At 67.6% G+C, this 14,976-nt stretch carries 11 protein-coding genes; all 11 read right to left on the bottom strand.

Annotated features, from left to right (window positions below; genetic code table 11):
- Positions 1 to 14: 14 nt before the first annotated feature.
- Positions 15 to 1,316, bottom strand: coding sequence for an ATP-dependent protease ATPase subunit HslU (hslU, locus tag C5F46_RS06940; RefSeq protein ID WP_107324633.1), 1,302 nt, complete (start codon positions 1,314 to 1,316; stop codon positions 15 to 17).
- A 3-nt stretch (positions 1,317 to 1,319) separates the two neighbouring features.
- Entirely contained in the window at positions 1,320 to 2,393 is a 1,074-nt protein-coding gene (locus C5F46_RS06935; RefSeq protein ID WP_107324632.1) for a hypothetical protein, read from the bottom strand.
- Positions 2,386 to 2,943 carry an ATP-dependent protease subunit HslV gene (gene hslV, locus C5F46_RS06930; protein WP_107324657.1) on the bottom strand — a complete coding sequence of 186 codons (558 nt, stop codon included), beginning with the start codon at positions 2,941 to 2,943 and terminating at the stop codon, positions 2,386 to 2,388. Before hslV ends, C5F46_RS06935 begins: the two co-directional genes overlap by 8 nt.
- A gap of 119 nt (positions 2,944 to 3,062) precedes the next feature.
- Positions 3,063 to 3,383 carry a thioredoxin gene (gene trxA, locus C5F46_RS06925; RefSeq protein ID WP_107324631.1) on the bottom strand — a complete coding sequence of 107 codons (321 nt, stop codon included), beginning with the start codon at positions 3,381 to 3,383 and terminating at the stop codon, positions 3,063 to 3,065.
- 57 nt (positions 3,384 to 3,440) lie between these two features.
- Entirely contained in the window at positions 3,441 to 6,773 is a 3,333-nt protein-coding gene (gene addA / locus C5F46_RS06920; RefSeq protein ID WP_107324630.1) for a double-strand break repair helicase AddA, read from the bottom strand.
- Positions 6,773 to 9,718: a double-strand break repair protein AddB gene (gene addB, locus C5F46_RS06915; RefSeq protein ID WP_107324629.1), complete on the bottom strand. Its 2,946-nt coding sequence runs from the start codon at positions 9,716 to 9,718 to the stop codon at positions 6,773 to 6,775. Before addB ends, addA begins: the two co-directional genes overlap by 1 nt.
- A complete protein-coding gene (locus tag C5F46_RS06910) occupies positions 9,711 to 10,400 on the bottom strand; it encodes a nucleotidyltransferase family protein (RefSeq protein ID WP_107324628.1) in 690 nt (229 codons plus the stop codon). Before C5F46_RS06910 ends, addB begins: the two co-directional genes overlap by 8 nt.
- Positions 10,376 to 11,395 (bottom strand): aminoglycoside phosphotransferase family protein, encoded by a 1,020-nt coding sequence (locus C5F46_RS06905; RefSeq protein WP_107324627.1) that lies wholly within the window; start codon positions 11,393 to 11,395, stop codon positions 10,376 to 10,378. The genes C5F46_RS06910 and C5F46_RS06905 overlap by 25 nt, the downstream gene beginning before the upstream one ends.
- Complete coding sequence (gene tsaE, locus C5F46_RS06900; RefSeq protein ID WP_107324626.1) at positions 11,388 to 11,873, bottom strand: tRNA (adenosine(37)-N6)-threonylcarbamoyltransferase complex ATPase subunit type 1 TsaE; 486 nt, start codon at positions 11,871 to 11,873, stop codon at positions 11,388 to 11,390. The genes C5F46_RS06905 and tsaE overlap by 8 nt, the downstream gene beginning before the upstream one ends.
- Positions 11,874 to 11,925: 52 nt before the next feature.
- Positions 11,926 to 13,500, bottom strand: a complete 1,575-nt coding sequence (locus tag C5F46_RS06895; protein ID WP_107324625.1) for a PAS-domain containing protein — start codon at positions 13,498 to 13,500, stop codon at positions 11,926 to 11,928.
- Between the two features lie 99 nt (positions 13,501 to 13,599).
- Complete coding sequence (regB, locus tag C5F46_RS06890; RefSeq protein WP_107324656.1) at positions 13,600 to 14,976, bottom strand: sensor histidine kinase RegB; 1,377 nt, start codon at positions 14,974 to 14,976, stop codon at positions 13,600 to 13,602.

Below are 14,976 nucleotides of genomic sequence, written 5' to 3'. Positions count from 1 at the left end.
GGGGGCGCCCGATCTTACAGCACATAACGTGACAGATCGGCCGACCGCGACAGATCGCCCAGGTGTTTTTCGACAAAGGCCGCATCCACCGTAACCGTTTCGCCCCCACGGTCGGGGGCGGTGAAGGACAGTTCCTCGAACACCCGCTCCATCACCGTATAAAGCCGCCGCGCGCCGATGTTTTCGACGCTTCGGTTGACCTCGGCCGCAATCGCGGCCAGCGCGGCGATGCCGTCTTCGGTAAAGCCCACCTCGACCTCTTCGGTCGCCATCAGGGCGGTGTATTGCCGGGTCAGCGCATTGTCGGTTTCGGTCAGGATGCGCACGAAATCGGCCTCGGTCAGCGGGCGCAATTCTACCCGGATCGGCAGACGGCCCTGCAATTCGGGCAGCAGATCCGAAGGCTTGGCGATGTGGAAGGCGCCCGAGGCAATGAACAGGATATGGTCGGTTTTCACCGGTCCGTATTTGGTGGAAACCGTCGTGCCCTCGATCAACGGCAACAGATCGCGCTGCACGCCCTCGCGGCTGACATCGGCGCCGCGGGTTTCGGCGCGGGCGCAGACCTTGTCGATTTCGTCGATAAAGACGATGCCGGATTCCTGCACCGCCTCAAGCGCCGCAGCCTTCACCGCCTCGTCGTCCAGCAGCTTGTCTGCCTCTTCCGACACCAGCAATTCGTGGCTTTCCGCCACCGTCAGTCGCTTGCGGATCTTGCGGCCGCCAAAGGCCTTGCCCAGCAATTCGCCCAAATTCATCATGCCCGCGCCATTCTGACCCGGCAGGTCCATCATCGGCATGGCGGGGGCCACATCCGCAACCTCGACCTCGATGACGGTGTTGTCCAACTCGCCCTTGCGCAGTTTGGTGCGGAACATCTCGCGCGTGCCCTCGCGGGCATCGACCCCGGCGATAGCCTCGATCACCCGGTCTTCGGCGGCCTTCTGCGCGCGCGCCTTGACCTCCTCGCGCATCCGGGCGCGGGTCTCGACGATGGCGGCGTCAGTCAGATCGCGGATGATCTGTTCCACGTCGCGGCCAACATAGCCCACTTCGGTAAACTTGGTGGCTTCCACCTTCAGGAACGGTGCCTTGGCCAGCTTGGCAAGGCGGCGGCTGATCTCGGTTTTGCCGACGCCGGTGGGGCCGATCATCAAAATGTTCTTGGGATAAACCTCTTCGCGCAGATCGTCGGCCAGTTGTTTGCGGCGCCAGCGGTTGCGCAAGGCGACGGCCACGGCGCGCTTGGCGTCGCCCTGGCCGATGATGAAGCGGTCAAGCTCGGACACGATCTCGCGCGGGGTCAGGGTGGTCATGGATCACTCCGCATAGGGGGGCAACCGGCGCTTGCCGGGAAAATCGGGCAAGGCCCGCATCAGGGCGGCGCGCAGGGCCACCCACCAGGTGCCGATCGCGGTCAGAACCGCGCCCAGGCCGATCAGGATCGCGGCCCATTGCCGGGCGCTAACAGCGCCGTCACCCTGCACCGCCCAGACGATCAGCGCCGCAAGGTAGGCGATGCCCGCTGTCAGGAACGACCGACGGTCGATCACCAGCGCCAACGCGGTAATCGCGGCCAGCGCCGCAGCGGTGGCAATCATGCCGGTGGTGGTGCCGATGTTGTAAAGCGTCATCGCCGCCGTATTCACCAGCGCAGGCGCCGCCATCAGATGCAGCCAGAAGGCGGTGGCCGAATGGCGGCCCAGACGGTGCGGGTCGCGCAGGTCAAAGCTCATGGCGGCGACAAAGGCGGCCATGCCAAAGCCCAGCGTGGCCAGCGCAAATTCGGGGCTGTTGCGCAGGTCGAACAGGCCACCAAATTCGGCCCGACCCAGATTGAGCATGGATTGCGCCGAGGCGGTCAGCGTATAGGTCAGCACCAGCCCGAACAGGCCCGTCACGAACATTGCAAACGGCAAACGGAAGCGGCCGTAAAAGGCGGCCATGGCCGCCATGCCCGCCACCGCCGCCCAGGTCAGCACCCCGCGCGGGCTGGCGCCTGACCAGTTCAGCAAAATCGAGACCGACAGGAACACGCCCCCGCCAAAGGCCAGCGCAAGCACCATCGACGGCAGGTTCATCCGCCGCCGGATCGTGAAATAGCCCGCCATATACCACGCCAGCGCCGCGCCCACCGCGGGCACCGTCACCAGCGCGCCAAAGCCCGACAGCAGCGTGACCAGCAGCCCCACGCCGGAAAACAGGATCACAAGGCCGACCGAAACAAAGATTTCGGAGAAGCCACGGAAAAATTCGAAAGGTTCATCCTCGGCGGGCATACCCTCGCGCCGACCGGCGCGGGCATGGTGCAGCGCAAGAACCGAGGCTGCCTGCGCCTCGGTCACGATGCCGGCGGCGGCGGCGCGCAGGCTGTCGTCGATGGTTTCAGCCATTGATCGACTCAACCGTCAGATTGCCATTTGTGAACACGCAAATATCGGCCGCAATCGCCATCGCCTTGCGGGCCACGGTTTCGGCGTCGAAATCGGTTTCCATCAGCCCGCGGGCGGCTGCCAACGCAAAGTTTCCGCCCGAGCCGATGGCGGCCACATCATGTTCCGGCTCCAAAACGTCGCCCGCGCCGGTGATGACAAACAGCGTGCGTCCGTCGGTGACGATCAGCATGGCTTCAAGATTGCGCAGGTATTTGTCCATGCGCCAATCCTTGGCCAGTTCCACGCAGGCACGGGCCAATTGCCCCGGCGCGGTTTCCAGCTTTTTCTCCAGCCGTTCCAGCAAGGTGAAAGCATCGGCCGTAGACCCGGCAAAGCCCGCCACGACGGGGTGCCCGCCGGGCATCAGGCGGCGCACCTTCTTTGCCGTGCCCTTGATGACGGTGTTGCCAAGGCTGACCTGCCCATCGCCCGCCACCACCACGCGACCGCCCTTGCGCACCGCCAGAATGGTGGTGCCGTGCCAGCCGGGAAATCTGTCTTCCGCCATCATCGCCCCCGTTCGTTCGGAGGAAATATGTGCCTGGGGGCACGTCGGCGCAAGGCGGCCCATTGTCCGCCCATGCAAAAGAGCGCCCGAAGGCGCCCTTCAATGGCGGCGGCGGTCGATCAGATCGAGCCTTCGATCCAGGTTTTCAGCGCGGCCTTGGGGGCAGCGCCAACCTTGTTCGACACAACCTCGCCGCCCTTGAACATGAACAGCGCAGGAATGCCGCGCACACCCAACATCGCCGGGCTGTCGGGGTTTTCGTCCACATTGACCTTGACGATCTTGACCTTGCCGGCAAATTCCTTGGCCAATTCCTCCAGCGAGGGGCCGATCTGACGGCAGGGGCCACACCATTCGGCCCAGAAATCGACGACAACGGGGATGTCTGACTGGCGCACTTCGGCGTCAAAGGTGGCGTCGGTAACGGCATGGGTAGCCATGGGAGATCTCCTGACAAAACTGATTGCACGAGAGGTTAGGCCCCGCCCCCGGCGGCGTCAAGCAACCTGGGCACGGGCCAGCGCTGCGGCGACAAGATCGGCTGGCAAAGGCATCAGTGTGGCGGTCGCCGTCCAGAACACCGCGGTTTCAACACGGTGGCCGGGGTAAAGCTGGCCCAGCGCCTCGGCATAGGCGCCCATCTGGCGCAAGATGCCCTCGGGCACATCCTGCGCAGATTGCGGCACCACGGCGTTGGATTTGTAATCCAGCACACGGATCAGGCCGGGGGCGACCAGCAGCCGGTCGATGGCGCCGTGAATCCGGCGGCCCAGTGTGGGCAGGGCTGAGGTGATTTCCACCTCGGCCAGCGCCTGGGGTGCGAGGAAAGGCGCCAGATCGGGGGTCGCCAGCACCCGGCGCGCGGCGTTCAACGCGGCCTCAACCTCGGCTTCGGAGGCATCCGCCAGAAGCACGGGCGCGACCTGTGGCCAGTCGGCCACGGGCCAGCCGGGCAGATGCTCCAACAGGCGGTGCAACTGGCTGCCGCGGCGCAGGGCGGTTTCCTCATCCAGCCCCGCCTCGCCCGGCAGCGCCTTGGCACCGCCCAGATCCGAGGGGCTGAGGATCGGCGGCGCGGCCACCGCCGCAGGCGGCGCGGCCAGCACCCAGCCGGGCAGCGCGGGCGCGGCGGTGCCCGGCGCCGGGGCCGCGGGGCAATCTTCGGGCCAGTCGCCAAAAGACAGGCGGCGCACCGGGCCAAAGGACGCCTCGGCTGCCGACAGGCGCAGCCCCGCGGCGCCCGCACGCTCCATCCCTGCCGCCACAAGCGCGTGCCAGCTTTCCGGGCCAACCTCACCCGCCGCGGCCACGATCAGCCAGCTTTCGGCCCGCGTCATCGCCACATACAAAAGCCGCATCCGTTCGTCGCGGTGCCGTTCCAGCGCTTCGGCCCGGGCCTCGGCCAGAATGGCGGGGCTGGCATCGGCGGGGGTTTTCCACACCGCGGCACCGCCCAACCGGATCACCTCGGCGCGCAGCATGTCCTTGCGGTTGGCGGTATCGGGCAAGATCACCACCGGCGCCTCAAGCCCCTTGGCGCCATGCACCGTCATAACGCGAATGGCCCGGCCCGCGCCCTCGGGCTGGCGCTTGACCTCTACGTCATCGGCGCCCAGCCAACCCAGAAAGCCGGTCAGACTGGGAACCTCAGCGCGTTCATAGGCAAGCGCCTGAGCCAGCAGTTCGTCGATGCCATCCTCGGCCTCGGCCCCCAGCCGTGCGATCAGCCGCGCGCGGCCCTCGTGCCGGGTCAAAAGCCGTTCGATCAACTCATAAGGCCGCAGGAAATCGGCCGCGTCGCGTAGGTCGCTCAGAACCGCCCGCGTTTCGGCGTGGCCCGTGCCGCGCAACGCCTCCCACAGGAAACCGTTGCGGGGCTGGGCCAGCGCGTAAAGCTGCGCCTCGGTCCAGCCGAACAGCGGCGAACGCAGCGCACAGGCCAGCGACAGGTCATCCTCGGGCGTGGCAAGAAAGGCCAGAGTCGCGGTGATGTCTCGCACGGCCAGTTCGGCGCCCAGCTTCATCCGGTCGGCCCCGGCAATCGCCAGCCCCTCGGCCTTGCAAGCGCGGATCAGTTCGGCAAACAGCGCCGCGCGCCGCTGCACCAGGATCAGCACATCGCCCTCATGCATCGGGCGCGGGCCTGTCTTGGTGGGGATGCGCGTTCCCGCCGCGATCATCCGGCGGATTTCGGCGGCGATCTGGCGCGCCAGCACCACCGCCTCGTGGCTTTCACCGCGCAGGTCAAGGGGTGTATCCCAGGCATCCTCCGCCCCCGCATCGGGCTTTGGAACCGGCTCCCACAGATCGACGCGGCCGGGACGAGCGGCATCATGGGCCAGATGTCTGGTTTCGCCGCCCAGCCCCTTTTGCACCCGCCCGTCAAAGGTCAGATCGACCAGCCGCAGGATCGCCTCGGAAGAGCGGAAGGAATAGTCCAGCGTCAGGTCTTGCAACGGACGGCCCGCGGCGGCGAAGCGCCCAGCGAAATGGGCGCGCATCGCCTCGAATGCGGTCAGATCGGCGCCCTGAAAGGAGTAGATCGACTGCTTGCGATCACCCACGACAAAGATCGTGCGCGTCACGCCCCGCGCGCCAACGCCTGCGGTAAATTCCTCGGCCAGACGCTCGATCACCCGCCACTGGCCGGGCGAGGTATCTTGGGCCTCGTCCACAAGGATGTGGTCGATCCCGCCATCCAGCCGGAACAGCACCCATTGCGCCACCGACGGGTCAGATAGCAGCTTGCCCGCATGGGCGATCAGATCGTCGAAATCCAGCCATCCGCGCGCCGCCTTGCGCGCGCCGTAGCGCGGCAGGAAGGCACCGGCAAAACGGTGCAGCGCGAGCGTGCGTTCGGCAGCCGCCAGCGCGATGCGCCGGGGGCGCGCGGCCTCGACGCGCAGCATCAGCGCCTCAAGCGCGGGCATCAGGGGCGCGGCGGGGCCGTCGCGGGTGGCCTTGGTGGGAAAGCTGCCGATCTTGGCAGTGAACGGGTCTTTGGCGCCCGCGCCGGTCAGCAGGACGCCTTCCAGCAACGTCAGACCCAGCGGCGCCTCGGTCAGCCGGTCACCCGCCTTGCCGTCATTGCCGCCCTTGGCGCGCAGGATAGGCACCAGCGCGGCGATCAGTTCGCCCTCGCCGCCCAGAAACACCTCAGCGCGCAACGCGGCCTCGTCATAGTCGGGCGGCAGGTCGAACAGGGCCAGCGCGCCGGGCCGGTCGAACGGCTGGGCAAAGGCCTCGGCGTGGCGCCCGATCTCGGCCAGCAGGCCCTCGAAATCCTCGGATGACCAGTGGCGGGCCAGCGCATCCACCGCAGCGACATCGCCCCCCGCGGCCATTTCCTCAATCACCTCGGCACGCAGAAGAGCGGCGGCGCGGTCATCCATTTCGGTGAAATCATGCGACACCCCCGCCTCCAGCGGAAAGCGGCGCAGCAGCGCGGCGCAGAACGAATGGATCGTCTGAATCTTCAGCCCGCCGGGCGTTTCGATCGCCTTGGCAAACAGCCGACGCGCCTCGGCCAGACGGTCGGCGGGGATCGGGCCGTCATCGCCCAGCGTCTGAAGTTCGGCGCGCAGGTCGGCGTCGGGCTTCATCGCCCAGGCCCCCAACCGCGCCAGCAAGCGGTTCTGCATCTCTGCCGCGGCGGCCTTTGTGTAGGTCAGGCACAGCACCTTTTGCGGCTCGGTTCCGGCCAGAAGCAGTCGCGCCACCCGGTCGGTCAGCACCCGCGTCTTGCCCGAACCGGCATTGGCCGAAAGCCAGGTCGAGGCCATCGGGTCTGCCGCTTGCACCTGACGGATCGTCGCCTCATCCCGGCGCATCAGACATCCTCCGGGTTGGGGGTGTCCGTCATTTCCCATTCGCCAAAGCGCGAGAGGTGATCGTAATCACTCGCCTCTTCGGTGCGTTGCAGGGCGCGGCGGGCGGTAAAGCCGGTATCGGCGCGCAGGTAATGCGCGATCAGCTTTTCCAGTCCTGCCCATGTCTCGGCGATCACATCGGGGGCAGCGTCATGGTGGCTGGTGGCGCCCTCGCCGCCCAACTGGATATGGCTCATCGCCGCAACGGCGCGGGGGCCAAAGGCCTCGAACCCGCCGCGTTCGGCCATTGCCGCTTCCAGATACAATTGCTTGTCAAAGGCCTTCATTTCCCGTTCCGACGGCGGCTTGCCGGTCTTGTAGTCAAAGATATGAACCCTGCCATCGGCCAGAAGGTCGATCCGGTCGGGCCGGGCGGTGAGGGTAAAGCCAAGGGCGCGCAGCGGCACAGCGCCTTTCTTTTCAATCACCACCGGGGCGCCCTCGGCGGCGCGGGCGGCCTCGGCCTCGCCAAAGGCGGGGGCAATGCGGGCGATCCGGGCCAGCCACAGCCGCCGCGCGGTGGGCCAGGGCACCAGCAGCGCCAACACCGACCCGGTGACCTGCATCAGCCGGGCCTGCGCGGTTTCGGGAGTTTCGATCTCGGGGCGGGTCTTGACGAAATCTTCTACGATCTTGTGCAGCACCTCGCCGCGAATGCGGGGGTCGGGCTTGGGGCGCAGCGGGTTCAGCGGACGCAACCGCAGGATGCGCCCGGCGTAAACGGCGTAGGGATCGCGGATCAGGGTCTTGATCGCGGTCACCGGCAGTTCGCGCATCCGCGCCGCAACGGGTGGGCGGGGCGCGGGCCGCGCGACCGGAACATGGGCCTCGGCAGGCAGGCTTGCGACCTGATGCGCCTCCAGCGATGCGGCCAGATCAAGCCAGTGGCGGCCCCGCGCGCGCATCCCCTCAAGCGCGGCGGGGCCGCCCGCCGCGGGCAGGCCCGCCATCAAGTTGACCAGCCGGTTCAGCCAGCGCGAGGGCACACATTCGGCCTCGGCATCGCGGCGCGCACGGGTCAGCACGGCGCGGGGCGCGGCGATGGCCTGCTGAAAGTCATGCGCAGACAGGCCGATCTGACGCTCGGGCAGCAACAGACCGGCCTCTTGCCGCATCCGGCGGCTAAGCCAGGGGTCGGGCGCGGTAGCCTGCGGCCAGGCGCCTTCGTTCAGCCCGGCAAGGATCGCCAGATCGACGCCCGCCACCCGCGCCTCCAGCGTGCCGTGGATCATGATGCCGGAATGCGCCGCGGCACCTTGGCGAACCGTGCCGCCCTGCAACAGCCCCGCCAACAGATCGGCATAATCGGCGGGGGTGTAGACGCCGCCATGGCCCGCCTCGCGCGCCAGATCGGCCATGATCCGCGCGGCTTCCTGCCCGCCTTCCTTGCGCCACAGTTCGCTCGTCTCGATATGGCCGCCGGGGCCAGCGGCAAGGGTCTCGGCAAGGGCCAGATGGCGGTCGATGCAGGTGGCCAGCGGCGCCTCGGTGATCATGTCCAGCTCCGCTATGGTGCCGCCAAGCCAGTCAGCCCAGGCCAGACGGTCTGCCTCGGCCCCGGCCCAGCGGCGCAGGGCGGCGGCATCGGGGAAGGCGGGGCCGTGGCGGCGCAGGTGCAATTCCAGATCGCGGGTAAAACGCAGATGCGGCCCCCGGTTGCCCGCGCCCGTCGCCGTCAGCGGATGCTTGAGCAGAACGAACAGCGCCTCAAGCGTGAGCTTGCGCCCCATCACCGCCGCGACATGGCGCAAGAACCGGCCCGGTGGCGACAGCGGCAGCGGCTGGCCTGCGCTGTCATCGGGCAGGATACCCCAGCGGCCGAGCGCAGCAGAAACACGGCGGGTCAGCAGCCGGTCAGGGGTGATCAGCGCGGCGCGGGCGCCGGTTTCGGCCGCCTGCCGCAGGATCAGCGCGATCGCCAGCGCCTCGGACCGGGGGTCTGGCGCCTCGATCAACGTCATCCCCTCGGTCGCGGCGGGCAGATCAGCCAACCGCGCGCCCTCGGTCATCCACTGATCGGTGACGGGGGCGGGGCGCAACGCCAGCGACACCAGCGCATTGCGGGCTGGCACAGGCGCGGGTGTGCTGTGCCAGGGCCGCACCTGGGCGGGCGGCTGGCCCAGCGCCCGCATCAGCAGCGCAAAGCGATATTGCGGATGATCCTCGGCCGGAACCGGCCCAGCGATCAGATTATCCCAGGCCTCTGCGGGCTGGGCAAAATCGAACCCCGGCAGCACCACGGCGCCCTGCGGCAGCTGCGCCACCGCCTTCAACAACAGTGCCGTGGCCCCGCGCGACCCGGTGGAACCTGCCACGATCACCGGATGATCAGGCGGGTTTTCGGCCCAGCGCACCGCCAGCGCCGCGATCACCCGGCGCTGGCGCGCCTCGGGGTCGGGCGGGCTGTCAGGGTCGAAATACCGCGCGACGATACGCAGAAAGGCAAGACTGCGGCCCCAGTGTTCAGAATGGGTGTCGGCGATCGACAGACGCTCCAGCGCCTCGGGTGCGATACCCTCGCCCTGCATCTCGGCCAGTAGGGTGGCCAGACTGTCGGCCAGCGCGTATAGCCCCGTGCCGGGGGCAAAATCGGGCAGGCTATGGGTCAGCCCGGCGACAAGTTGCGCCAGTTCCAGCCGCCGACGCAGGGGGGGCACCGCAGGCGGCAGCCCCGGCACGGGATCGGCGCCCAGATCGGTGATCAGCCGCATCCGCGGCAAAAGCCGGGTGCCGGTTTCGTCAAAGGCCGCACGCACCGCCCGCAGCATCCGCCCGGTGTTCAGATACAGATGCACCCGCGCCATCGCCTCGGGCGGGGCGCCCTCCATCCGTTCGATCAGACCCGCAACCAGCGCGCGCGGAAAATCGGTGCCGGGGGGCAGGGCAAACAGGCCGCGGCTATCCATCGGCGGCCCGCAGCATCGTCTCGGCCAGCGGGATACTTTCGGGGCGGCCCACATCGCACCAGCCACCGGGGTGGATGACGCCAAAGGCGCGACCCTCGCTGATCAGCCTGTCCCAATGGCGGTTGAGCGAAAAAACCGCCTCGGGAATATCTTCAAGCCCCGCGGGATCGACGATCTGCGCCCCCGAATAGACATAGCCGGGGCCGCGGGTGATGCGGCCATCGGGGCCAAGGGTGAAATCGCCGGGGCCGGTGTGGCCCAGCGCACGATCGGGCGGCACCAGCGCCAATAGCGCACCCATCGGCGCGCACCAGGCCGCGCGCAGGGTTTTTAGCACGTTGGGTCCGGTCCAGACAGCATCGGTGTTAAGCGTGAACACCGGCCCCGCGCCCAGCAGAGGCCGCGCCGCCCGCAAACCACCGCCGGTTTCCAGAATCCGCTCCGGCTCGGCCGAGATCCGCACACCGCGCCCGGCAAGATGCGCGGCGATCTGGTCGGCCAGGTAATGCGTGTTGGCCACGATCCGCACCACCGCAGCCGCCTCGGCCAGTGTCAGCGCATGGTCGATCAACGCGCGGCCCGCCACCTTGATCAGCGGTTTGGGGCGCGTCGCAGTCAGCGCGCCCATCCGGGTGCCAAAGCCCGCGGCAAACAGCATCAACGCATCGGGTGCTGGGCACATTGGTCTGTGATCCGGTTCAGCCGCTCGGGCGTGGGTGCGGGCAGGGCCGCGCGCACGGCGGCGGCAAGGGGGGCAAGTTCGGGATGCGCGAGGTTTTGGCAAACATGGCCCCAGACGCGGGGGATCAGCGCGACATAGCCCGGCTTTCCGCGCGCCATGCACAGCCGGGCAAAAACCCCCAGAATGCGCAGCGACCGCTGCGCCCCCAGCAGCGCATAAACCGCCGCAAAGCGCGCCGGATCAAGCCCCGCTGCCGCGGCGTAGCGGGTGCATTCGCGCGCGGCGACTGCGGCCTGCACATCGCGGCGCGCATCTTGCAGCGCCGACACCAGATCATAGGCCGGATGCGCCGCAACGGCATCCTGAAAGTCCAGCAGGCCAAGCCGCGCGGGACCACTGCGGCCCGGTAGCCAGATCAGGTTCTCGGCGTGAAAATCACGCAGCGCCACCACCGGCGCCTCATGGTTCAGCCGGGCATAGGCGACCGATATCAGGCCCGGAATTTCACCCGCCGCCGCAGTAGGCGCAGCACCAATGCCGGGCAGATACCAGTCGGCCACGATCCGCACCAGATCGCCCAGCGCCGGGCCGTCAAGCGGGGTCAGAAAGCCAGGCACGGGGCGGGTGTGCAGGTGCAACAAAATCTCGGTGACCGCAGCATAAAGCGGGGCCTCGCGCGCAGGATCGGCGGCGATCAGACGGGCCAGCAGATCATCGCCCAGATCCTCCAGCAGCAGAAGGCCGCGGGCGGTATCTTTGGCAAGGATGGCCGGGGCCGAAAGGCCCTGTTCGGCCAGCCAGCGCGCCATGCGCAGGAAGGGGCGCACATCTTCGCCGGTTTCGGGCGGGGCATCCATCAGAACCGCGCGGCGGGGGCCGTGGGTCAGCCGCAGATACCGACGCGCCGAGGCGTCGCCCGCCAGCGGCGCGCGCGCGGCCCCGGCCCAACCCGCAGCAGACAGAAAATCGTCGATCCGGGCGGCGCGGTCAGCCATTGGCAAGCCTCGCCAGAACCGGCGCCCAGCGCGACTCGGGGCCGGTGAGGGTGACCACCCGCCCCTCGCCCGCATCAGGCCGAAAGCTGAGGCGCAGCGCCGTGTCGGGCGCAAGATCAGCCATCCGGTCAGGCCATTCGACAAGGCAAAGCGCGCTGTCGAAGGCCTCTTCCAGGCCCAGTTCGGCGATCTCGTCAGGCCGGGTCAGGCGATACAGATCGGCGTGCCAGACCTCCAGATCGCCGGCCTCATAGGTCTGAACCAGGGTGAAGGTGGGCGAGGGCACATCCTCGCGGCGCCCGACAGCGGCCAGACGGGCGAGAATGAGTGCACGGGCAAAATGGGTCTTGCCCGCGCCAATGGCGCCCTCCAGCAACAGCACATCTGCGCGGCCCAAAAGGGGCGCCAGCCGCGCGCCCAGACGGGCGGTCGCCTGGGCGTCGGGCAGCGGCAGGGTCAGGGTTGCGCAGGTGGCCATGGCGGGCAGTTTTACCGCGCGGCCCCGGGGCTGCAAGGCGCATTCGGCACGATCAGCCGATGTCGGCAAATGCCGCCGGGCGGCGCGGTGCGGGCAGTGGCCCGGCCAGCCGGAACCCGGCCAGCGTGGCGCCACCCGACAGCGGCACAAACCGGCACGACAGCGTGCGGCCATCGGTCAGTTCGGCACCGGCAAACCAGGCCGCGCGGTCGCCCAGCCGGACGACGAAATCACGCGCCTCCGCCCAGATCGGGGTCGGACGACATTGGTCGTGCCAGACGCGGGCGGCATCCAGCACCGTGACGCGGCCCAGCGTGCTGGACGGGTCCACCCCCCAAAGCCGGGCATAGGCGGCGTTCGAATTGACCAGATCGCCCGAGGGCAGGAACACCGCCACCGCCTCTTCCAGCGCATCGAGAACCTCTTGGCCCAGTTCCAGCTCGGCGCGGAAGCGGCGGGTGAGGGAAACCTCGGCCGATATATCCTCAAACAGGAAGGCCACAGCGCCGCCGGGGTGTGGGCGGCCGGTGACGCGGTAGGTCTGACCGCCGGACAGCGACCACGTTTCGGCGTGATACCCCGCCGACGCGGCCTGTTCCAACTCGGTCATCTGCTGGCGCCAGCTTCGATAATCGCGGGGTTCGGGCATCATCCGGGTTTCGCGCAGCCGGTCCAGAAAGGCATAAAGCGTGGGCCGGGCCGACAGGAAATCAGGGCCAAGCTGCATCAGATCGACCAGCGCCGGATTGAACATCTGCAACAGACGCTGCCGGTCAAACACCGCCAACCCGATCGGCAGATCGGCGAAGGTCTTGGACAGGGTCTGGACGAATTCGCGCAGGCTGCGTTCGGCGCGCACCGCGGCATCGGCGGGCAAGGCGAAGTGCAGGCCCTCATGGTCCGGCCCGACGCTGTAGCAATCAAACCAGGCCGGATGCTCGCCCTCATCGCCCAGCCGACAGCGGCGGGGCGCTGTGGCAGGGCCGGGGGGCAGATCGAACAGGCGCGGCAGCGGCCAGACCATTGTGTCATCGGCAGCCTCGATAGCGTCGGAATGCAGCAGATAGGCGCGGTTGGCCCAGGTCACCGCGCCATCGGGCCCCTCGCGCCAGGCCAATGCGGGCAGCGCATCGACCGTGGCTCGCAGTTGGGCCAACTCATCCTCCATCGCACGCTGGCTCAGCCCATCGACCAGAACACCGCTGCCCTCGGCCTCAGGATCGATCAGGGTGATCCGGGCCAGGCCATTCACGTCCTCTGCCAGAAGCCGCAGGGGGGCGGCTGTTTCTGCATCAGACCGAGAGACCAGTTCGACCCGGCCACGATCGGCCAAACTGGCCATATCTGCCGACACGTCACCAAAACGCGGGCTCAGAAAGGCCAGAAGCCTTGCCCAGTCGCTGCCGCTGACCGCCGCCGCCTCCAGCAGAGCGCGAGCCGGTGGAGTGGCGTCGATCAATAGCTGATCGTCGAACAGAAACACCGTTTCCTCCAGCGGCGGCCGCTCCGCAGCACTGGCGCGGCGCCGCCCGGTGCCGGGGGCAAGCGAAATCAGCATCAGCGCAATCAACGCCGATGCGACCGAGCTTGCCACGATGACAAGAGCCAACCCCCAGTTTTCCAGCATGACACCCCGCTAGGCCCGGTTTCCGATTGGCTCAGGATGGTCAGGAATGGTTAACGGCGGGTTAAGCCAGATTGGGCGCTGCCCCTCCCCGGCTCCGCCTTAGCCAGTGATCGGAACATTTTCGCCCAATGCGCCCTCGGGCGCGATGATGCGGGAAATCGGCCAGATCACCTCGATTGCGGCGCCCGACTGAGCCGGGCCATCGTCGGCCTGAAGCGGCGGTGTGCTGTTGTAGAATTCAACCTGCGCGCCGGTGCGTTCCAGCAGGGTCTTGGCGATGAACAGGCCCAGCCCCATGCCTTCGTATTCCGGCCTGTCGGGGCGTTCGGCCTCGGGGCGGCGCGAGGTCAGGAACGGGTCGCCGATCCGGCCCAGAAGGCTGGGCGGGTAGCCGGGGCCATCATCGACCACCCGCACAACGATATGCTCTTCGGTCCATTTCGCCTCGACCCAGACGGTCGATTTTGCGAAATCCACGGCGTTCTGCACAAAGTTGCGCAGGGCGTGAATAACCTCGGGCATGCGATAGATATTGGGGTGCTTACCAGAACTATCGGCGCCGGGAACGGCCTCGAACAGAATCGTCTTGCCGCGGTCCATATGCGGCTCTGCGGCCTCGCGCAGCACCGCCAGAACCGGGGCGATGCGCAAATGCAGGTCATCCTTTCCGGCCCTGCCCATTGAGCGCAGGATATCGCGGCAACGGTCGGCCTGTTCGCATATCAGTTCGGCATCGGCGCGCAAATCGGGCCGGTCACCCAGTTCGTCGGCCAGTTCGACCGAAACCAGCTTGATCGTGGCCAGCGGCGTGCCCAACTCATGCGCAGCAGCGGCCACCACGCCGCCCAGATCGGTCAGCTTCTGTTCGCGAGACAGGGCCATCTGCGTTGCCAGAAGCGCATCGCCCATCGAATGAATCTCGGACGAGACGCGGCGGGCGTAAAGCCCAAGGAAAACCACACCGATCACGATTGCCATCCAGTAGCCGAAGCTGAACACCTCGGGGACCAGAATTTCCTCACCGCTGCGGGTGTAAAGTGACGCGTCGCCCAGACCGAGGATGGTCACCAGCAGGATCGTGACCATGCCCACAAACACCAGCGAGCGGGTCTGAAGCGCGGTGGCGGCAATTGTGGCGGGCACAAGGATCAGCAGCGCAAACGGGTTGTTCAGCCCGCCGGTCAGCGCCAGCATGAACGACAACTGAGCGGTGTCGAACAGCAGCATCGTCATTGCTTCGCTTTCCGACAGGCGGCGGTTTTCGGGGAAAAACCTCATGGCAGCCAGATTGGCCACCACCGCCGCGCCAACCACCAGAAAGCACAGCCAGAGGTTCAGCGCGATGTCGTAAAACACCCATGCCACGATGATCGCGGTCAACTGGCCAAAAACAGCCGTCCAGCGCAGGTAGATCAACGTCCGAAGCCGGACCCAGTCGCTGTGCATTTCTCGCTGCGGAAAGATCGAGCGGGGCAT

The organism is Phaeovulum veldkampii DSM 11550 (assembly GCF_003034995.1).
Taxonomy (GTDB): Bacteria; Pseudomonadota; Alphaproteobacteria; order Rhodobacterales; family Rhodobacteraceae; genus Phaeovulum; species Phaeovulum veldkampii.
The sequence above is the reverse complement of the archived record's forward strand: the minus strand, read 5'-3'. Positions and strand labels throughout refer to the sequence as shown.

What these genes read in the sequence shown, in the direction of transcription:
- trxA (WP_107324631.1), bottom strand. Translation starts at nt 3,383, where the DNA reads ATGGCTACCCATGCCGTTACCGACGCCACCTTTGACGCCGAAGTGCGC.
- C5F46_RS06895 (WP_107324625.1), bottom strand. Translation starts at nt 13,500, where the DNA reads ATGCTGGAAAACTGGGGGTTGGCTCTTGTCATCGTGGCAAGCTCGGTC.
- hslU (WP_107324633.1), bottom strand. Translation starts at nt 1,316, where the DNA reads ATGACCACCCTGACCCCGCGCGAGATCGTGTCCGAGCTTGACCGCTTC.
- regB (WP_107324656.1), bottom strand. Translation starts at nt 14,976, where the DNA reads ATGCCCCGCTCGATCTTTCCGCAGCGAGAAATGCACAGCGACTGGGTC.
- hslV (WP_107324657.1), bottom strand. Translation starts at nt 2,943, where the DNA reads ATGGCGGAAGACAGATTTCCCGGCTGGCACGGCACCACCATTCTGGCG.
- C5F46_RS06910 (WP_107324628.1), bottom strand. Translation starts at nt 10,400, where the DNA reads ATGTGCCCAGCACCCGATGCGTTGATGCTGTTTGCCGCGGGCTTTGGC.
- C5F46_RS06905 (WP_107324627.1), bottom strand. Translation starts at nt 11,395, where the DNA reads ATGGCTGACCGCGCCGCCCGGATCGACGATTTTCTGTCTGCTGCGGGT.
- tsaE (WP_107324626.1), bottom strand. Translation starts at nt 11,873, where the DNA reads ATGGCCACCTGCGCAACCCTGACCCTGCCGCTGCCCGACGCCCAGGCG.
- C5F46_RS06935 (WP_107324632.1), bottom strand. Translation starts at nt 2,393, where the DNA reads ATGGCTGAAACCATCGACGACAGCCTGCGCGCCGCCGCCGCCGGCATC.
- addB (WP_107324629.1), bottom strand. Translation starts at nt 9,718, where the DNA reads ATGGATAGCCGCGGCCTGTTTGCCCTGCCCCCCGGCACCGATTTTCCG.
- addA (WP_107324630.1), bottom strand. Translation starts at nt 6,773, where the DNA reads ATGCGCCGGGATGAGGCGACGATCCGTCAGGTGCAAGCGGCAGACCCG.